This window comes from Nocardiopsis sp. FR4 (genome assembly GCF_009830945.1).
In the GTDB taxonomy this organism is placed as follows: Bacteria; Actinomycetota; Actinomycetes; order Streptosporangiales; family Streptosporangiaceae; genus Nocardiopsis.
Genome location: NZ_VWVV01000008.1, coordinates 24,485 through 43,960 on the forward strand (window position 1 = coordinate 24,485; position 19,476 = coordinate 43,960).

A 19,476-nucleotide genomic window follows, 5' to 3' on the forward strand; every position below is an offset into this window, starting at 1 on the left:
CCCCGGCAGACCGATCCCGCCGGGTCGGACTCCTCTCCTCCGTGGACACCGTCGCCCACGTCCCCGGCGCTGCACCGGCTTCGGCGCGATCCGCCCCGAAACCCGCGCAGCCCACCGCGCAGAGCCTTCCAGCACCCTGGCCGCACCGTTCCCAGGTCCGGTCACGCACCGCATCCGGAGGATCGCATGTACGACATGACCGAGTACCCGTCCGCGCCCGACTCCCAGGACGAGATCAACCGCGCCCTGCAGGACGCGCTCAACCGCCGTTCCTGACGGCGGACCGCCGGGCGCGTACGACGGGTGCGCGCCCGCCGCGGGACCAGCGACAAGTTCGGCCGCGGGGGTCGCGGCGGTGTCCCGGGGCGGTAGGGTTGTCTCATTCAGTGTTCGTCTTGGTCTCACTATCTGAGAAGAAGCCGGTGGGGCCGTGTCCGAAGCAGAGGCAGTCCGTATGGCATCGCGCACCGTGAAACTGGCGGTCATCCCCGGCGACGGGATCGGCCCCGAGGTCATCGCCGAGGGCCTCAAGGTGCTGGAGGCCGCGGCCTCCCAGCACGACCTCGCCATCGAGACCACCGAGTACGAACTCGGCGCCGCACTCTGGCACCGCACCGGTGAGACCCTGCCCGAGTCGGTCCAGGCCGAGCTGGCCGGACACGAGGCCGTCTACCTGGGCGCGGTCGGCGACCCCTCGGTGCCCAGCGGGGTCCTGGAGCGCGGCCTGCTGCTGCGCCTGCGCTTCGACTTCGACCACTACGTCAACCTGCGGCCCGTGCGCCTGTACCCCGGCGTGGACAGCCCGCTGGCGGGCGTGGGCCCCGAGGACATCGACATGCTCGTGGTGCGGGAGGGCACCGAGGGCCCCTACGCGGGCGCCGGGGGCGTGCTGCGCAAGGGCACCCCGCACGAGATCGCCACCCAGGACAGCGTCAACACCCGCTTCGGGGTCGAGCGCGTCGTGCGCTACGCCTTCGAGCGGGCCGCCGCCCGTCCGCGCCGCAAGCTCACCCTGGTGCACAAGGACAACGTCCTGACCTACGCCGGTGAACTGTGGCAGCGCGTGGTCCGGGAGGTCGGCGCCGAGTACCCGCAGGTCTCGGTGGACTACTGCCACGTCGACGCCGCCGCGATGTTCTTCGTCAACCAGCCCGCCCGCTTCGACGTGGTGGTCACCGACAACCTGTTCGGCGACATCATCACCGACATCGGCGCCGCCATCACCGGCGGCATCGGGCTGGCCGCCAGCGGCAACATCAACCCGGACCGGTCCTTCCCCAGCATGTTCGAGCCCGTGCACGGCTCCGCCCCCGACATCGCGGGCCAGGGCAAGGCCGACCCCACGGCCACCGTGCTCTCCGCCGCCACCATGCTGGACCACCTCGGCGTGCCCGAGGCGGCCCGGCGGATCGAGGAGGCGGTCTCCGCGGACCTGAAGACCCGCGCCCAGAGCGGCGCGGCCCGCTCCACCTCCCGGATCGGCGACGACCTCGCCGCGCGAGTAGCCGAGCAGGGCTGACACATCCACCGCCAGCCCTGCCTCTCCCCGCGGCGCGGCTGACGGACCCGCAACACCCCGACGGGCGCGCCGAGAACACAGCGCGCCCGTCGCCGTCCTCCGCGTGCGGCACTCCCGCCCTGGCACCGGGTGCGCTCTTCCGACAGACTAGATCCCAGGTCGGCGGCGCTGCCGGCCTGATGCACCCGAGAGGACCACCGACACCATGAACAACGACACCACCACAAGCGGGTTGGCGTTCGAGATCCAGCTCTCCGACCACCGGAAGACCCCGGCGGAGCGAGAGGCACTGCTGGAGAATCCCGGGTTCGGCCAGGTGTTCACCGACCACATGGTGAGCATCCGCTACACCGAGGGCAAGGGGTGGCACGACGCGAAGCTGGAGCCCTACGGCCCGCTGAGCCTGGACCCCGCCACCGCGGCCCTGCACTACGCCCAGGAGATCTTCGAGGGGCTCAAGGCCTACCGCCACCCGGACGGCTCGCTCGCCTCGTTCCGGCCGGAGTCCAACGCGGCCCGCTTCAACCGCAGCGCGGCGCGCATGGCGATGCCCGAGCTTCCCGAGGAGCTCTTCCTCCGCTCCATCGGGCTCCTCCTGGAACACGACGGCGACTGGGTGCCCACCAGGGAGGGCTTCAGCCTCTACCTGCGCCCGTTCATGGTCGCCACGGACGTGGGCCTGGGGGTCAACCACCCGTCCCGCTCCTACGTCTACCTGCTCATCGCCTCGCCGGTCGGCTCCTACTTCTCCGGCGGCATCAAGCCGGTGACGGTGTGGCTGTCCACGGACTACACGCGCGCCGCCCCCGGCGGCACCGGCGCGGCCAAGTTCGCGGGCAACTACGCGGCCAGCTTCCTGGCCCAGGCCCAGGCCGTGGAGAAGGGCTGCGACCAGGTCGTGTGGCTCGACGCACGCGAGCACCGCTGGGTCGAGGAGATGGGCGGCATGAACCTGTGGTTCGTGTTCGGCTCGGGCGAGAACGCGCGGCTGCGCACACCCCCGCTGACCGGCACCCTGCTGCCGGGCATCACCCGTGAGTCGCTGCTCACCCTGGCCCCCGACCTCGGGATCCCGGCCGAGGAGGCGCCGATCTCCACCGACGAGTGGCGCGCGGCGGCCGAGTCCGGCGAGCTGACCGAGGTGTTCGCCTGCGGCACCGCGGCCGTGATCACGCCTGTCGGCCACGTCAAGAGCGAGGACGGCGAGTTCACCGTCGGCGACGGCACCCCCGGCCCGGTCACGATGCGCCTGCGCGAGGAGCTGGTGGGCCTGCAGACGGGTCTGCGCCCCGACAAGTACGACTGGATCACCCGCTTCTAGGGTGAGGCGCGCGGGCCGTCCGGACACCCTCCGGACGGCCCGCGCCGCGTCCGCGTCCGCTTTCTCGTCTCCGCGAAGAGTTTCCTGGAGTGCCCCGTGTCCGAATCCGAGACCCCGTCCCGCGCCAGCGCCGAGGAGAGCCGACCGCTCCGCGCGCCCAGTCCCTGGCCCGCGCGCTGCGCCCTGCTGGCCTTCGCCGGACTGGTGGTGGGAGGTGTCGCCTACGGCGCCGTGGAGGTCGCCTCCGCCCTGTCGCCCCCCGAGCCCGCCGCCTCCCCGGAAGGCGCCGACACCCCGGCCGGGGGCTCCGACGGGTCCGGACGGCGGACCGTCTCGCTGCTCCCCGAGCCCGAGGAGGAGCCGGTCTCCGCTGCCGAGGACGGGGGGAGTTCCGCGCAGGGTGCCGATGCCTCCGGTGGCGCGGCCGGGACCGGTGACACGGGCTCCGCCGCGGGCGGCGGTTCCGGCCAGTCCGGTGGCGCGTCCTCCGAGGACGGTGCGGACCCGCGCGGTGAGATCCTGCACGAGCTGCTGAACAGCCCCCAGCCGCGTCCTCCGCTGGAGCCCCTGGTGAGCCAGGAGGAGGTCGACGCCGAACGCGAGGCCATCGAGGCCCAGGTGGAGCCCCGGGTGGCCGAGTAGCCCCGCGCGGGCGGCCACCGCCGGCCCGCTCGATCCGGGGCCGCTGTCCTCGGCGGCCCGTGCACGGAAACCCTGGTCGCGGCCAGCGCCAGGTCCGCCGGGGAGCCTGCCAGGGCCTGTGCGAAGCGCGGGATGTGTCCGATGTGAGGAATTCCCGTCTCGGATGGTGGGACAATCCGCCGTTGAGCACCGGGAACTCCGCGCCCTTGTGGCACACTGACCTCATGCCGTCTCAGGTGCTCATTATCGTGAGGCGCGCTGGCTGACTTCCGCATCCCGCCAGCGCGCTGACCTCTCGTACCCACGAGGGGTCTTTTTTGTTGGCGGGCCGGATCGGCCACACCACAGCATCCACCTTCGGGAGTTCCACCCATGAGGGACGACAGTTTCCACGTCTTCGACACCACGCTGCGCGACGGGGCCCAGCGCGAGGGGATCAATCTCCGGGTCTCCGACAAGCTGGCCATCGCGAAGCTGCTCGACGACTTCGGGGTGGCTTTCATCGAGGGAGGGTGGCCGGGGGCCAACCCCAAGGACACCGAGTTCTTCCAGCGGGCTTCACGAGAGCTCCGGCTGGAACACGCGCAACTCACCGCGTTCGGCGCGACCCGCCGTGCCGGTGTGAGGGCCGCCGACGACCCGCAGGTGGCCGCGCTGCGCGACAGCGGCGCGCCGGTCGTCACCCTTGTCGCCAAGAGTGACGACCGGCACGTCGAGCGCGCACTGCGCACGACCCTCGACGAGAACCTCGCCATGATCGCCGACACCGTCTCCCACCTGCGCGAACACGGTCAGCGTGTGTTCGTGGACTGCGAGCACTTCTTCGACGGCTACCACCACAACCCCGACCACGCGCTCGACGTGGTCCGCACCGCCGCCGAGGCCGGGGCCGACGTCGTCGTCCTGTGCGACACCAACGGCGGCATGCTCCCCGCCGACATCACCCGCGTGGTCACCGAGGTCCGCGAGGCCACCGGCGCGCGCCTGGGCATCCACGCCCAGGACGACACCGGCTGCGCCGTCGCCAACACCCTCGCCGCGGTCGAGGCGGGCGCCACCCACGTGCAGTGCACCGCCAACGGCTACGGCGAGCGGGTGGGCAACGCCAACCTCTTCTCGGTGGTCGGCGCGCTCACCCTCAAGCACGGCCGCGAGGTCCTGCCCGAGGGCTGCCTGGCCGAGATGACCCGGGTCTCCACCGCCATCGCCGAGATCGTCAACCTCGCCCCCGACACCCACCAGCCCTACGTGGGGGTGTCCGCCTTCGCGCACAAGGCCGGTCTGCACGCCTCGGCGATCAAGGTCGACCCGGACCTGTACCAGCACACCGACCCCGCGCTGGTCGGCAACACCATGCGGATGCTCGTCTCCGACATGGCCGGGCGCGCCTCCATCGAGCTCAAGGCCCGGGAACTGGGCCTGGACCTGTCCGGCGACCGCGCCCTGTCGGGCCGGGTCGTGGAGCGGGTCAAGGGCCTGGAGCTGTCCGGCTACAGCTTCGAGGCCGCCGACGCCTCCCTGGAGCTACTGCTGCGCGAGGAGCTGGGCCAGCCGGTCCGCTACTTCGACACCGAGTCCTGGAGGGTCATCACCGAGCGCCGTCCGCGCGGCGGCGCCAGCCCGCTGACCACCGACTACGAGAGCCTGACCGAGGCCACCGTCAAGCTCAGGGTCAAGGGCGAGCGGATCATCGCCACCGCCGAGGGCAACGGTCCGGTCAACGCCCTGGACCGGGCGCTGCGCACCTCCATGGAGGGCGTGTACAGCGCGCTGGCCGGACTGGAGCTGACCGACTACAAGGTCCGCATCCTGGAGGGCACCTCGGGCACCAACGCCATCACCCGCATCCTCATCACCTTCAGCGACGGGTCGGGGGAGTGGACCACGGTCGGCGTCGGTCCCAACGTCATCGACGCCTCGTGGGTGGCCCTCGAACAGGCCGTCGCCTACGGCCTGCTCCGCCAGGGCTACCCGCAGGACTGAGACCGCCGGCGCGGGGCGGAGGCGCCGCCGCCCCGCGCACCCGGTACGGAGGGTAGGAAAGGCCTGACCCCTCGGTAGGGCCCGTTTCCCGCGCACCACTCGATACCTCGGATTTCGAAAGACGGATTCCGCTGAGTGACGCATGGTGCCGCATGCCGCACATCACCGCCCCGCGCCCTGGTGTTGTCACGCTGTTCTCCTCCGGGAGAAACGCAGGTCAACTGCCCACTGAAGACTGCGGGGCGTGTCCTCACCCACCATCCTCCACGGCGGGGGCAGCGGCGTGCCCTCCGGCACGGCCGCCCCGGCCCCCGCCGCGAGCACCCCGGCGCCGCGCGGACGCCGCCGCGAACGCGGTCGCGAGGCCGCCCTGGCCTGGGCCTTCCTGGCCCCGTCGGTGGCGGTCTTCGCGCTCTTCCTCCTCTATCCCCTGGGCCGCACCCTCTACCTGTCCCTGCACGGCAACGACATCATCGGACGCCCCGACCGCTTCGTGGGGCTCAGCCACTTCGCCGAGATGGCCACCCCCGAGTTCGGCGGGGTGCTGCTCACCACGCTGCTGTTCACCCTCGGCGTCGTGGTCCCCGGCGTGGTCGGCGCGCTGGCGGTCGTGCTCCTCCTGGAGGGGGTCGTGCGCGGGCAGCGCCTCCTGCGCGGCGCCTTCGCGCTGCCGTTCGCGTTCTCCGTGGCCAGCGCCTCGGTGATCTTCTCGGTCTTCTACAGTCCCGGCAACAGCGTGCTCAACGGCATCCTGTACCAGCTCGGGCTCGACCAGGTCCCCTGGCTGACCTCGCAGGAGATGGCCCTGTGGTCGGTGTGCGTCACCACGGTCTGGATGAACCTGGGCTACGGGGTGCTCGTCCTGGCCGCCGGGATCGGATCCATCCCCAAGGAGATCAACGAGGCCGCCCGGATCGACGGCGCAACCGGCCCGCGCCTGGCCCGGGACGTCACCGTGCCCATGCTCGGCCCGCAGCTGTTCTTCCTGGTGGTCATCTCCACCATCAACGCCCTGCAGAGCTTCGGGCAGATCCACATCCTCACCAACGGCGGACCGGTCGGCTCCACGACCACCCTGGTCTACTCCATCTACCAGTACGCGTTCGCCTACGGCACCAGCGACTTCGGCCGGGCCAGCGCCCAGGCCCTGGTCCTGCTACTGGTCGTGCTGGTGTGCACCGCGGTCCAGTTCGGCGTTCTCGAACGGAAGGTGCACTACGCGTGACGGCCGCCCCCTCCACCTCCGACCCCGCCGCGCGCACCCCGGCCCGCGGCGGCGCCCCCCGGCGCGGGTACCGGCACGGGCCCGGACGCCTCTTGGGCCGCGCCGCGCTCTACCTGGCGCTGGCCGTGCTCCTGGTGCCCGTGCTCTTCCCGGTCTACTACGTGTTCGCCGGGGCCCTGATGGAACCGCGCGAGCTGGCCAGCTTCCCGCCGAGGCTGGTCCCCGACGGCCTGCACCCGGACAACCTCCTGGCCGCGCTGGAGGCCGTCCCGCTGCTGCGCATGTACGGCAACTCCCTGGTGATGGCCGGGGTCATCACCGTCTCGCAGCTGGTCACCTCCGCCCTGGCGGCCTACGCGTTCGTGTTCCTGCGCTTCCGGGGCAGCGCCGTGGTGTTCGCGCTGTTCCTGTCCACGCTGATGGTCCCGGGCGAGGCCACCTTCATCCCCAACTACCTCACCCTGTCCGGGTGGGGGCTGGCCGACACCTACGCCGGACTGGTGCTGCCCTTCCTGGCGTACGCGTTCGGCACGTTCCTGCTGCGCCAGAGCTTCCGGCAGTTCCCCCGGGAGCTGTACGACGCGGCGCGCATGGACGGCATGGGCCACCTGCGGTTCCTGTGGACGGTCCTGGTCCCTCTGAGCCGCCCCGCGCTCACCGCGGTCGGCGTGTACGTGTTCATCACCAGCTGGAACATGTACTTCTGGCCGCTGATCATCACGCGCAGCACCTCGATGCAGACCCTCCAGATCGGCCTGAACAGCCTCAAGACCGGAGAGGCGGCCAACCCCGGCCTGCTGTTGGCGGGCGCGGCGCTCTCCGTCCTCCCCACCCTCGCCCTCGTGATCCTCGGACAGCGCTTCATCGTCCGCGGCCTCACGGCGGGCGCGGTCAGGTAGGGCCCCACCCCGACCGCTCCCGACGCGCGGGGCGGTCCGACCCAGAGGAAGCGAAGAACATGAGAATCTCCCCCCAGAGGCGGGGCGTCGGTGCCGCCGCCCTGCTCGTGAGCCTGGGCTTGGTCCTGAGCGGCTGCTCCGGCGAGGCCGAGGGCGGAACCAGTGAGCTCACCGCCCCCGGGCCGGAGGTGCTGGAGGGCCTCGACGAGGCGGTCCAGGTCGAGTTCTGGCACAGCATGGACGCCACCAACGGACAGGTCCTGGACGGCCTCATCGAGGAGTTCAACGCCCGGAACGAGGGCCGGATCGAGGTCACCGGCTCCTTCCAGGGCAACTACGACGAGGCCCTGGCCAGCCACCGGGCGGCCATCCAGCAGGGTGAGACCGCCGAGCTCATCATGATCTACGACCTGGGCACCCAGTTCATGATCGACTCCGGGCAGACCGTGCCCGCGCAGGCGTTCGTGGACGCGGACGGCTACGACACCAGCCCCATCGAGGACGCGCTGCTCAACTACTTCACCGTCGACGGCGACCTGCGGTCCTTCCCGTTCAACAACTCGACCCCGCTGATGTACGTCAACCGGGACGCCTTCGAGGAGGCCGGGCTGGACCCGGACTCCCCGCCCACCGACCTCGCCGAGATCCGCGAGGCCGCGGAGCGGCTGACGGTCCGCGACGACGACGGCACGGTCGTGCAGTACGGCTTCGGCGCCGCGGTCTACGGGTGGTTCGTCGAGCAGTTCATGGCCCGCGCGGGCGTCCCCTACTGCGACAACGCCAACGGCCGCTCCGGGCGCGCCACCGAGGTGCTCTTCGACGACCCCAAGGTCGTGGAGCTGGTCGAGTGGTGGGAGGGGATGATCGACGACGGGCTCGCCGTCCAGATCGGCCGCAACACCGACGACGGCCAGGCCGCGTTCACCTCGGGCCGCGCCGCGATGACCCTGGAGTCCACCGGCTCCCTGGGCGGCTTCATCGAGCAGGCCGACTTCGAGGTCGGCGCCGGGTACTTCCCGCTGATCAGCGCGGACGACCCGGGCGGCTCGATCATCGGCGGCGCCTCCCTGTGGATCAACGGTGAGGGCCACACGGAGCAGGAGGTCCGCGCCTCCTGGGAGTTCGTGCAGTTCCTGCTGACCCCCGAGTCGCAGTCGGTCTGGCACGCGGGCACCGGCTACCTGTCGGTCAACACCGACGGCTACGGCCTCCCCGAGGCGGTCGAGCGCGCCGAGGAGTTCCCGCAGTTCTCCGTGGCGGCCGCGCAGCTGGCGGACTCCGAGATCAACGAGAACACGGCGGGCTGCATGATGGGTGTGATGTCCGAGGCCCGTGTGGCCGCTGAGGAGGGTTGGGAAGCCGCCCTGACCAGCGACACCCCCGCGGCGGAGGCGATGGCCGAGGCCGCCGGGCGCGTGAGCACGCCCATCCGGGAGTACAACGACTCGGTCGGCGAGTAGCCGACGGGCCGCGCGGGGACCGGGGCGGGCCACCGCTCCGGCCCCCGCCGGCGCCGTCCCCGCGGTTCCGCGGGGACGGTCAGTCCCCGGACCCCCCGCGCTCCTGCGGCTCGGCGGGGTCGTTGTCGGGGTGGACCCACCCGTTGGGCTCGCAGCCCTGGAGGTCCAGGGTCTGCTGCTGCATCACCGGGGCGGGCTCGCCCTCGCCCGGGCAGTTGACGTGGCCGTGGCCCAGAGTGTGGCCGACCTCGTGGTTGATCAGGTAGATCCGGTAGGTCTCCAGGTCGTCCCCGAAGTGCGGGACGCCCGACACCCAGCGGTTCTGGTTGATGATCGCCCGGTTGCCGTTGGCACAGGAGACGTACCCGCCGGTGTTGAGCGGGGCGCACAGGCGGTCCACGGTGTCGGGGGCGGCCAGCAGCACGCGGATGTCGGCGTCGTCGCCGTCCACCCGCTGCAGGGAGCGCTCGCCGTCGTTGCCCCAGCTGCGCGGGTCTCCCAGGATCTGCTCCACGGCGTCCACGAAGTCCTCGGCCTCGCCGGGAAGCCCGTCCTCCACCTCGACGGCGAAGGTGGTCAGGGGACCCTCGCCCATGACCTCGCCCTCGCCCTCCATGACGCTGAGCTCGCCGTCGGCGCTGTCGACCTCCTCCTCCACGGACCGCTGCAGCACCGGGAGGTCCTCCTCCTCGGCCGCCTCCTCCGGGGAGGACTGCCGGTCGCGCGTGGGGGAGCCGGAGGGCCCGTCGGCCGAGCCCCGGGCCTGGTCCTCGGCGGTCGCGGGTCGTTCCCCGCCCGTCTCGGGGGCCCCGTCGACGACGGGGCCGGACGCGGAGGTCTCGGTGGTAGGACCGATTTCGCTCCCGGGCTCGGGAACGCTGACCATGAGCACGGCGGAGGTTCCGGAGACCAGGCACAGCCCCAGCGCCAGTCCCAGCGGGTACCGGCTGCGGCGGCGGTGCCGGGCACGGGGCCGCCCCGTGGGCGAAGCGGGCGTGGGCACGGTGGATCCACCTCTCGACAGCGGACGACGGACCCAGCATGCCAGAGTTCGTTTCAAGGAAAGGCCAAGGCAGTGTCCGGGAAGGCCAGATCCGTCCGGCTCTGGGGAGCCTTGTTCCACCTCAGAAGCCCGCGCGCGGAGGTCGGACCAGCGGATCTCCTCCGTGTGGCCTTGGCAACTCCCGCCCCGGCCGGGGGAGGGGACCGCCCCGGGCGCCGTCCCGCGCCCGCGGCCCCCGCGCTCCCCGCCGCACGGATACCCTTCAACGGCAAGCGAGACAACAGGGGCTGCTGGGAGGCACCAAGTGCGCATCGCGCGGTTCGCGTCCGGTGACGAGGTCGGGTTCGGCCTGGTCGAGACCGATTCCGACAGCGGGGAGGAGTTCGTCGCCCGGCTGAGCGGCCACCCCCTCCTCGGCGACATCAAGCTGACCGGTGAGCGGGCCAAGCTCTCGGACGTCCGCCTGCTGTCCCCGGTCCTACCGACCAAGGTGGTCTGCATCGGCAAGAACTACGCCGACCACGTCGCCGAGATGAAGGACATCACGGGGGAGTCCACCGAGGAGCCCGTGGTCTTCCTCAAGCCCTCCACCGCGGTGACCGGTCCCCACGACCCGATCTTCCACCCCGAGACCTCCGAGCGGGTCGACTACGAGGGCGAACTGGCCATCGTCATCGCGCGTCCCTGCCGCGAGGTGCCGCGCGAGCGCGTCAAGGACGTCATCTTCGGCTACACCGTGGCCAACGACGTCACCGCGCGCGACCTGCAGAAGCGGGACAAGCAGTGGACCCGGGCCAAGGGCTTCGACTCCTTCTGCCCCATGGGTCCCTGGATCACCACCGGTCTGAGCATCGAGGAGGCCCAGGACCTGGCCCTCACCACCACCGTGGACGGCGAGACGCGGCAGGACGGCCGCACCTCGCAGTTCATCCACGACATCCCCGGCGTCATCGCCCACATCACCTCCTTCATGACCCTGCTCCCCGGTGACGTGGTGCTCACCGGAACACCCGCGGGCGTGGGCCCGGTCCGGGTCGGCCAGGAGGTCGCGGTGACCGTGGAGCGCCTGGGCACCATCCGCAACAGGGTGGTCTCCCGGGACTGAACCGGCCCCGCGCGGCAGACGCCCCGTCGGGGGCGTCTGCCCCGTCGCCGCCCCGTACGACTGGAAGGCAGTACGTGAGCATCCCCCACCGACGCCGCACCGGCCTCCTCCTGCTCGCCGGTGCGCTCGCCCTCGTCCTCGTGGCCGCGGGAGCCGTCCTGCGGACGTCCGCGCGCTCCGACGGCGGCGGCTCCGACACGGAAGCGGAGGGACCGGTGAGCGAACCGCGCCGTCTCATGCTGGCGGGCGACTCGATGACCCAGGGGGCCAACGGTGACCGCACCTGGCGCTACCACCTGTGGAACCACCTCAACCCGAGGGTGGAGGGGCTGGACTTCGTCGGCCCCTACAGCGACCCCGCGACCCGGGACATGATCCTGCCGGTCCCCACCACCGGGGACGAGCCGCCGCCCTCTCCCGACGGCGACCCGGCCGAGGACACCGCCTCCTCCGCTGACGGGGCCTCCGGTGGGACGCCCGCCGACGCCTCCCCCGAGGCGGTCGAGGGCGCGGGCTGGCCCGGCCTGGACGGCGACCCCGACTCCCCGGAGTACCGCGACCCCGACTTCGACCAGAGCCACAACGCCCTGTGGGGGCGCACCCTGCGCGACGCCGCCGCCACCATCCGGGGCGAGGTGCGCGAGCACGAGCCCGACGTGCTGTGCGTCATGCTCGGCGTCAACGACCTGCTCTGGCCGGTCAGCGAGCAGGAGATGGAGCAGCGGCTGCGCGGCTACGTGGAGGCGGCGCGCAAGGGCAACCCGAACCTGCGCGTGGTGCTGGCCGAGGCCCTGCCCATCGCCCTGGCCGAGGCCGACGAGGGGTTCGCGCTGCGCCTGTACGTCTACAACACCCTGGTCCGCGAGGTCGCCGCCGACATGTCCACCGAGGAGTCGCCGGTGGTCAGCGTGAACGTCGCCGAGGCCGTGGACTGGGACGTGTCCGCCGACACCTACGACGGCACCCACCCCAACGCCTCCGGCGAGGTCAAGATCGCCGCCGCCTTCGCCGACGCCCTGGCCGACGCCTACGGGCTCGGAGCCCCCTACCCGCGCCCCCTGCCCCCGCCCCCCGAGGCCGTCGGGGGGTGAGGCGGCGACCAGCGGGTTTCCCCGGGCCACCGCCCGCCGCCGATACCCTGGGCGCGTGACTGACACTTCCATCCGCACCCGCTTCGCCCCGTCCCCCACGGGCATGTTCCACGTCGGTGGCGCGCGCTCCGCGCTGTTCAACTGGGCCCTGGCACAGCAGCGGCCCGAGGGCCGCATGGTGCTGCGCGTCGAGGACACCGACGCCGCCCGCAACCGGCCCGAGTGGACCGAGGGCATCATCCGCGCGCTCGCCTGGCTCGGCATCGGCGAGCAGGACCCGCACTTCGAGGGCCCCTACTTCCAGTCCGAGTACGCCGACAAGCACCGCGAGACCGCCCAGCAGCTGTACAAGGACGGCCGCGCCTACTACTGCGACTGCACCCGCGAGCAGGTGCAGGAGCGGCGCGACAACCCCAACCTCGGCTACGACGGGTTCTGCCGCGACCGCAACCTGGCCCCCGGCCCCGGACGCGCGCTGCGCTTCCGCGTGCCCGAGGGCGGCCCCACGGTCGTGGACGACCGGATCCGCGGCCGGGTGGAGTTCGAGCACTCGGCCATCGAGGACTTCGTCATCGCCCGCGCCGACGGCTCGCCGCTGTTCGTGCTGGCCAACGTGGTCGACGACGTCGAGATGCGCATCACCCACGTCATCCGAGGCGAGGAGCACCTGTCCAACACCCCCAAGCAGCAGCTGCTGTGGGAGGCGCTGGGCCTGACCCCGCCGGTGTGGGCGCACCTGCCGGTCATCGTCAACGAGCAGCGCAAGAAGCTCTCCAAGCGCCGGGACAAGGTCGCCCTGGAGTCCTACCAGGAGGAGGGCTACCTCCCCGAGGCGATGGTCAACTACCTCATGCTGCTGGGCTGGGCGCCGGGTGACGACCGCGAGATCATGCCCTGGTCGCAGATGCAGCCGCTGTTCCGCGTCGAGGACGTCAACAGCTCCAGCGCCTTCTTCGACGAGAAGAAGCTGCGCGCCTTCAACGGCGAGTACATCCGCGCGCTCTCCGTGGAGGAGTTCACCGAGCGCTGCCAGCCCTGGCTGACCGGGGAGGCCGCCCCGTGGGACCCGGCCGACTACGACCCCGGGGCCTTCGCCGCCGTGGCCCCGCTCGCGCAGAGCCGGGTGGCGGTGCTCAGCGAGATCGTGCCCAACGTGGACTTCCTCTTCCTCAGGCGGCCCGTGGAGGACGAGAAGAGCTGGGCCAAGGCGATGAAGCCGGGTGTGGGCCGCGAGATGCTCCAGGCCGCGCTGACCCGCTTCGCCGACCCGGAGCTGCCTTGGAACGCCGAGGCGCTCAAGACCGCCACCGAGGAGGTCGGCGCGTCCCTGGGCCTGAAGCTGGGCAAGGCGCAGGCCCCCGTGCGCGTGGCGGTCACCGGCCGCACCGTCGGCCTGCCGCTGTTCGAGTCGCTGGAGCTGCTGGGCCGCGAACGGGTCCAGGCCCGTCTGGCGGCGGCCCTGGAGCGGCTGGGCGAGCAGGAGGACGCCGCCGGGGCCTGACCGGCTCCGGGACCCCTGGGGTGGCCGGGACCACAGACCGGCCACCCGGAATTCGGTTCGCGACCACTCGGAATGTCCGCTAGAGTTATCCACGTCGCCGAGGGGGACAGGGAAGCGAAAGCGACCGGGTCCTCCCAAAGCACTGGGGTATGGTGTAATCGGCAGCACGACTGATTCTGGTTCAGTTAGTCTAGGTTCGAGTCCTGGTACCCCAGCGCAGGTTCGCGGTTCTCCGCGAGCAGCGCGGGCCAACGGCCCGAAACGCGCCCCCGTCGTCTAGTGGCCTAGGACGCCGCCCTCTCAAGGCGGTAACGGCGGTTCGAATCCGCTCGGGGGTACCACAGGGAGAGGCTCCCACCCGCGTGGGGGCCTTCTTTCTGGCCGGTGCACGCCACCGGTGTCCGGTTCGAGCGGGTATCGTAGAGTCCGTTCGCACCATTCCGGCCCCCGTCGTCTAGTGGCCTAGGACGCCGCCCTCTCAAGGCGGTAACGGCGGTTCGAATCCGCTCGGGGGTACTTCGAGGCTCCATCCGTCAGGGTGGGGCCTTTGTCGTTTTCCGGGGTCTTTCCCCGGAGCACGGGCCGCTCCCGGTCCGGAGCACGCCGCCGCCGGGGCCCTGGGATACTGGGACGGGCACGTCCCCGCACCCCCTCCTCCCCCTCCCGGAGCGCATGAAGAACCCCTCTCCCCGCCACGCGCCCCCGCCCCCGAGTCCGGCGGGGAGGCCGGTGCGCCGTGACCGGCCGTGAACGCGGGCCCGGCGACCACCAGGACAAGGAGGTGCGCCAGGTGCTCAAGGAGCTCTGCGACCAGGGGTGGGTGCTCCGGCGGGAGGGGCACTGGGGGCGCCTGTACTGCGACTGCGGCTGCACCCGCATCCAGGTCCCCGGCACACCCCGCAACTCCGGCCGGGCCGCCCGCCGGATCAGGCAGGAGGCGCGGCGCTGCCCGATGCCCCCGGACGACCCCCGGCGCGGTGCGGCCAACTCCGGGACGTGAGCCCCCCTGGCGGGTTCGGCCGCGACCGGTATCCTTGTGTTGACATTTGTCAACGCGCGCTCCTCGCCCGGCCCCGCGCCGGGCGCGCGGGGCGCTGACCGCGGCCGCCACCCCCGACACACACCGGAGGACGCTCCGGAGGAAGGCGAGGCCGATGGCCGAGTACGAGTTCGTCTTCGTCACGGACGGGATCTCCCTCGACGACCACGACGCAGTCCGGGTGCTCAGCGACGGGTTCGACGCCCTCGTCTCCTCCTGGAACGGCACCGTGCGCGTGTCCGTGGCGGCCCCCGGGCCGGACGCCGTGAGCGCGGCCAGAACGCTGCTGGAGCGCCTCCACGCCGCGCTGCCGGGGGTGCGGCTCGTACGCCTGGACCGCGAGTTCGTCGGGGTCTCCGACATCGCCGAGCGGACCGGCCGCACCAGGCAGAACGTCACCCAGTGGATCCGGGGGCAGCGGCGCGACGGGGTCCCCTTCCCCGCCCCCGAGGCGACCGTGGGCCGCTCCCAGGTGTGGCTGTGGTCGGAGGTCAACGCGTGGCTGCGCGGGATCGGGCTCGACGACGGCGAGCTGCGGCCCACCCGCGCCGAGATGACCGAGATCGACTGGCTGCTGCAGACCTCGCGCAAGGTGGAGCTGGCCCTGGTCCGCCACTCGGGCAGCTCCGACGTGCGCCGGGTGGCCCGACTGCTGGCCGCGCACGCCCGTACCACCCGCGAGTTCATCCACTACCTGGTCAAGAACCCGCGGGTGCGCGACGCCCGCGGCCGCTACACCGTGCTGGTCTGCTCGCCCCGCAACGAGGCGGTCGAGGTCTTCCGCCGGCTGGCGGCCTTCGACCATCCGGTGGTGCTGGCCACGGTCACCAACCGCATCCACGCCCTGATCATGGTGGACGGCCAGGGCGGGGGCAGCCCCACCGAGCTGGTGCCCGGGATGACCGTGCGCGACTGGCTGGGGATGATCGCCCTGTCCCCGGAGAGCGAGTTCACCGTCGCCGGGCCGGAGGGCGCCGCCACCAAGACCGCGACCATCGCGGCGCGCTCGCCCATGGACCTGGTCGGCGCCTGAGCGGGGGCCGGGCCCCGTCGCCTGAGGAGCGGAACGCCCCGGCCCGGTGCCGGTGGCCGCGGCGCTCTCCGGACCCCGGCCCGCAGGTCGGGCCGTACGGCCACCCGCGTACCCGGCAGCCGTCGGGGAGGCCGCGGAAAAGGGCTTGTGCCGCCGGTGCGAACACCGCTACAACTGGCATGGCCCCGACCACAGCGGGACCGGGGCCGCGACGACGAAAAGGAGGCTGAGCCGTGTTCACCGCAACCACCGCGCTCGTGTCCTCCCGGGGGACTTCCGACGACTGACCCCGGGGCGGGCGCACACACCGAAGGTGCCGCCTTGACCGTCAGTACGTATGACCTGACCATCCGCCCGATCACCGGCCCGGAGGAACTGGGCCTGTTCAACCGGCTCCCCTACGTCCAGAACTCCGAGATCGGCGACGACCTCGCCGAGGGCCGCCGCCGTCCCTCCTGGATGTGGGTCGTCCTGGACGGCGACCGCCTCCTGGCACGCCTGTCCTGGTGGTGCCGCGGCAGCGACGTCGCACCCCTCCTGCTGGACGTCCTCGACGTGGACGACGCGGCCGACGACGTCGACCGCGTGGAGGTGGCCGAGCACCTGCTGCGTACCGCATCGGCGGCGACCCTCCCCGAGGGAGGGATCCCTCCCGAGTACCTGCGCTTCGTCCCCGCCGACTGGCGGCGGGACCCCCGGGAGCGGCGCGCAGTGGAGGATCGCATGGCCGCTGTCGAGCGCAACGGCGGGTCACTGCTCGTGGAGCGCCTGCGCTTCGAGTGGACCCCCGGCGGTGCGGTTCCCCGGCCGGGCGACCGCCTCCGGTTCCGGCCGGTCCGGGACGAGGAGGAGATCCTCGGCCTGATGACCCGGGCGCTGCGGGGGACCCTGGACGCCCACGACCGCGCCGAACTCGCGCACCGGGCGGCGGACGAGGTGGCCGCCGAGAACTACGCCGACGAGTTCGCGCGGTACACGACGCCCCGGGAGTGGTGGCGGGTCGCGACGCTGCCGGACGGTGAGCCGGTCGGGTTCGTCCTGCCCGCACGCAACGACTACCACGCGATGATCGGCTACATCGCGGTGCTGCCCGAGCACCGCGGGAACGGGTACATCGACGACATCCTCTCCGAGGGCACCCGTGTCCTGGCCGAGGAGGGCGTCGAACGCGTCCGCGCCGCCACCGACATGGGCAACGTGCCGATGGCGCGGGCCTTCCGGCGGGCGGGGTACGCCACGATCAGCGCGGTCGTCAACATGGACTGGAGGAGGTAGCCCACCGGGCGGGCGGGGCCGGGGCGCCGCCTCCGCACCGCTCACTCCCCGGCCCGGACCCGGCGGACAGGGGTCCGCGCGGATCCGGGCCGGCGGGCACCCGCCACGGTGTCCCTCAGCGGGCGCCCTCGTAGGTGTGCAGGGACTCGCTGATCTTCTCCGCGGCCGAGAGCACCGCCTGCGAGTGGATGCGCCCGGGGGAGCGGGTCAGGCGCTCTATCGGGCCGGAGACCGACACCGCGGCGATCACGCGCCCGCCGGGTCCGGACACCGGCGCCGAGACCGAGGCCACGCCCTGCTCGCGCTCGGCGACGCTCTGGGCCCACCGGCGGCGCCGCACCTGGGCCAGGCTGGCCGCGGTGAAGCGGGCCCCGACCAGGGAACGGCGGATCCGGTCGGAGTCCTCCCAGGCCAGCAGCACCTGAGCGGCCGAGCCGGCGTTCATGGGCAGCTCGCTGCCGACCGGCACCGTGTCGCGCAGACCGCTGCTGCGCTCGGAGGCGGCCACGCACACCCGCATGTCCCCCTGGCGCCGGTAGAGCTGGGCGCTCTCCCCGGTCAGGTCGCGCAGCTGCACCAGAACCGGGGCGGCCACGGCGAGCAGCCGGTCCTCGCCGGTGGCGATGGAGAGTTCGCCCAGGCGCGGTCCGAGCACGAACCGCCCCTGGCTGTCCCGGGTGACCATGCGGTGCCGTTCGAGGGCGACGGCCAGGCGGTGCGCCGTCGGCCGGGCCAGGCCGGTGATCTGGACCAGTTGGGCCAGGGACGCCGGTCCCGACTCCAGGGCGTCGAGGACGGACATGGTCTTGTCCAGGACACCGACACCGCTGGATGAGCTAGAGTTGTCCATGGCTTGATATTGCCGTCTCGAAATATGGAATGCAAGTCGAGCCGCCAGTCCGCGCAGGGCAACCCGCACCCGTAACGACAGCGAGAGAGGCGACCGCCCATGGCACGCACGATGGCCGAGAAGGTCTGGGAGGAGCACGTCGTCCGGCGCGCCGAAGGCGAGCCGGACCTGCTCTACATCGATCTCCACCTCGTCCACGAGGTGACCAGTCCCCAGGCCTTCGAGGGACTGCGGCTGGCGGGCCGGTCGGTGCGCCGCCCGGACCTGACCATCGCCACCGAGGACCACAACGTCCCCACCCAGAACCTGCTCGCCCCCATCGCCGACCCGGTCTCCCGCAAGCAGGTCGAGACGCTGCGCAAGAACTGCTCCGACTTCGGCGTGCGCCTGCACCCGATGGGCGACATCGACCAGGGCGTCGTGCACGTGGTCGGCCCCCAGCTCGGCCTGACCCAGCCGGGCATGACCATCGTCTGCGGTGACAGCCACACCAGCACGCACGGGGCCTTCGGCGCCCTGGCCTTCGGTATCGGCACCAGCCAGGTCGAGCACGTCCTGGCCACCCAGACCCTGCCGATGGCGCCGTTCAAGACCATGGCGGTCACCGTCAACGGCACGCTCAGGCCCGGGGTGTCGGCCAAGGACATCATCCTCGCGGTCATCGCCAAGATCGGCACCGGCGGCGGCCAGGGCTACGTTCTCGAGTACCGGGGCGAGGCCATCGAGTCCCTGTCGATGGAAGCCCGCATGACCGTGTGCAACATGTCCATCGAGGCGGGCGCCCGGGCCGGCATGATCGCCCCGGACCAGACCACGTTCGACTACATCAAGGGCCGCCCGCACGCCCCCCGGGGCGCCGACTTCGACGCCGCGGTCGAGCACTGGAAGAGCCTGCGCACCGACGAGGGCGCCGTCTTCGACGCCGAGGTCGTGCTGGACGCCGACGAGCTCAGCCCGTTCGTCACCTGGGGCACCAACCCCGGCCAGGGCGTGCCGCTGGACGGCTCCGTGCCCGACCCCTCCTCCTTCGAGGACCCCTCCGCCCGCGCCGCCGCCGAGAAGGCGCTGGCCTACATGGACCTGAAGCCCGGCACGCCGATGCGCGAGGTGCGGGTGGACACCGTCTTCCTCGGCTCGTGCACCAACGGCCGCATCGAGGACCTGCGCGCCGCCGCCGAGATCATCCGCGGGCGCAGGGTGGCCGAGGGCGTGCGGATGCTCGTCGTCCCCGGCTCCATGCGGGTCAAGGAGCAGGCCAACGCGGAGGGCCTGGGCAGGGTCTTCGAGGAGGCCGGTGCCGAGTGGCGCGAGGCGGGCTGCTCGATGTGCCTGGGCATGAACCCCGACCAGCTCAAGCCCGGTGAGCGCAGCGCCTCCACCTCCAACCGCAACTTCGAGGGCCGCCAGGGCCGGGGCGGGCGCACCCACCTCGTCTCGCCGCAGGTCGCCGCGGCCACCGCGGTGCGCGGCACGCTGTCCTCGCCCGCCGACCTGGACGCCCGGTAGCGTCCCGACCACGTAAGGAGAGAC

Annotated in this window: 16 protein-coding genes and 3 tRNA genes; 17 read left to right on the top strand and 2 right to left on the bottom strand. The window is 72.2% G+C overall.

Going from position 1 to position 19,476, the window contains the following annotated elements:
* Positions 1-454 precede the first annotated feature (454 nt).
* The 7 genes from FYW95_RS09480 to FYW95_RS09510 all read left to right on the top strand — a co-directional run bounded on the left by FYW95_RS09480 (position 455) and on the right by FYW95_RS09510 (position 9,049).
* Complete coding sequence (locus FYW95_RS09480) at positions 455-1,519, top strand: 3-isopropylmalate dehydrogenase (RefSeq protein WP_159941872.1); 1,065 nt, start codon at positions 455-457, stop codon at positions 1,517-1,519.
* 205 nt (positions 1,520-1,724) lie between these two features.
* Positions 1,725-2,840, top strand: a complete 1,116-nt coding sequence (locus FYW95_RS09485) for a branched-chain amino acid aminotransferase (RefSeq protein ID WP_159941873.1) — start codon at positions 1,725-1,727, stop codon at positions 2,838-2,840.
* A 96-nt stretch (positions 2,841-2,936) separates the two neighbouring features.
* Complete coding sequence (locus tag FYW95_RS09490; RefSeq protein ID WP_159941874.1) at positions 2,937-3,482, top strand: hypothetical protein; 546 nt, start codon at positions 2,937-2,939, stop codon at positions 3,480-3,482.
* A gap of 372 nt (positions 3,483-3,854) precedes the next feature.
* Positions 3,855-5,465, top strand: a complete 1,611-nt coding sequence (gene cimA / locus FYW95_RS09495) for a citramalate synthase (protein WP_159941875.1) — start codon at positions 3,855-3,857, stop codon at positions 5,463-5,465.
* A gap of 283 nt (positions 5,466-5,748) precedes the next feature.
* On the top strand, positions 5,749-6,690 hold the full coding sequence (locus FYW95_RS09500; protein ID WP_159941946.1) for a carbohydrate ABC transporter permease: 942 nt from the start codon (positions 5,749-5,751) through the stop codon (positions 6,688-6,690).
* Positions 6,687-7,589, top strand: coding sequence for a carbohydrate ABC transporter permease (locus FYW95_RS09505; protein WP_159941876.1), 903 nt, complete (start codon positions 6,687-6,689; stop codon positions 7,587-7,589). The genes FYW95_RS09500 and FYW95_RS09505 overlap by 4 nt, the downstream gene beginning before the upstream one ends.
* A 59-nt stretch (positions 7,590-7,648) precedes the next feature.
* Positions 7,649-9,049 carry an ABC transporter substrate-binding protein gene (locus FYW95_RS09510; protein ID WP_159941877.1) on the top strand — a complete coding sequence of 467 codons (1,401 nt, stop codon included), beginning with the start codon at positions 7,649-7,651 and terminating at the stop codon, positions 9,047-9,049.
* 79 nt (positions 9,050-9,128) lie between these two features.
* On the opposite strand, the gene FYW95_RS09515 is transcribed toward FYW95_RS09510, so the two are convergent.
* Positions 9,129-9,986 (bottom strand): DUF3152 domain-containing protein, encoded by an 858-nt coding sequence (locus FYW95_RS09515; protein WP_159941947.1) that lies wholly within the window; start codon positions 9,984-9,986, stop codon positions 9,129-9,131.
* 370 nt (positions 9,987-10,356) lie between these two features.
* On the opposite strand from FYW95_RS09515, the gene FYW95_RS09520 reads away from it, so the two are divergent.
* The 9 genes from FYW95_RS09520 to FYW95_RS09560 all read left to right on the top strand — a co-directional run bounded on the left by FYW95_RS09520 (position 10,357) and on the right by FYW95_RS09560 (position 17,096).
* Positions 10,357-11,157, top strand: coding sequence for a fumarylacetoacetate hydrolase family protein (locus FYW95_RS09520; RefSeq protein ID WP_159941878.1), 801 nt, complete (start codon positions 10,357-10,359; stop codon positions 11,155-11,157).
* Between the two features lie 74 nt (positions 11,158-11,231).
* On the top strand, positions 11,232-12,248 hold the full coding sequence (locus tag FYW95_RS09525) for a GDSL-type esterase/lipase family protein (protein WP_159941879.1): 1,017 nt from the start codon (positions 11,232-11,234) through the stop codon (positions 12,246-12,248).
* A gap of 55 nt (positions 12,249-12,303) precedes the next feature.
* Entirely contained in the window at positions 12,304-13,749 is a 1,446-nt protein-coding gene (gltX, locus tag FYW95_RS09530) for a glutamate--tRNA ligase (protein ID WP_159941880.1), read from the top strand.
* Positions 13,750-13,892: 143 nt separating this feature from the next.
* Positions 13,893-13,964, top strand: a tRNA-Gln gene (locus tag FYW95_RS09535).
* A gap of 50 nt (positions 13,965-14,014) precedes the next feature.
* Positions 14,015-14,090: transfer RNA gene (locus FYW95_RS09540), tRNA-Glu, on the top strand.
* A gap of 102 nt (positions 14,091-14,192) precedes the next feature.
* A tRNA-Glu gene (locus FYW95_RS09545) sits at positions 14,193-14,265 on the top strand.
* A gap of 220 nt (positions 14,266-14,485) precedes the next feature.
* Positions 14,486-14,749 carry a hypothetical protein gene (locus FYW95_RS09550; RefSeq protein WP_159941881.1) on the top strand — a complete coding sequence of 88 codons (264 nt, stop codon included), beginning with the start codon at positions 14,486-14,488 and terminating at the stop codon, positions 14,747-14,749.
* A 154-nt stretch (positions 14,750-14,903) separates the two neighbouring features.
* Positions 14,904-15,821, top strand: coding sequence for a helix-turn-helix transcriptional regulator (locus FYW95_RS09555; protein WP_159941882.1), 918 nt, complete (start codon positions 14,904-14,906; stop codon positions 15,819-15,821).
* 321 nt (positions 15,822-16,142) lie between these two features.
* Positions 16,143-17,096: a GNAT family N-acetyltransferase gene (locus FYW95_RS09560; protein WP_159941883.1), complete on the top strand. Its 954-nt coding sequence runs from the start codon at positions 16,143-16,145 to the stop codon at positions 17,094-17,096.
* Positions 17,097-17,211: 115 nt separating this feature from the next.
* On the opposite strand, the gene FYW95_RS09565 is transcribed toward FYW95_RS09560, so the two are convergent.
* On the bottom strand, positions 17,212-17,946 hold the full coding sequence (locus FYW95_RS09565; protein WP_201294789.1) for an IclR family transcriptional regulator: 735 nt from the start codon (positions 17,944-17,946) through the stop codon (positions 17,212-17,214).
* Positions 17,947-18,045: 99 nt separating this feature from the next.
* Here FYW95_RS09565 and leuC point away from each other — a divergent pair, with 99 nt between their 5' ends.
* Positions 18,046-19,452, top strand: coding sequence for a 3-isopropylmalate dehydratase large subunit (gene leuC / locus FYW95_RS09570; RefSeq protein WP_159941884.1), 1,407 nt, complete (start codon positions 18,046-18,048; stop codon positions 19,450-19,452).
* Positions 19,453-19,476 lie beyond the last annotated feature (24 nt).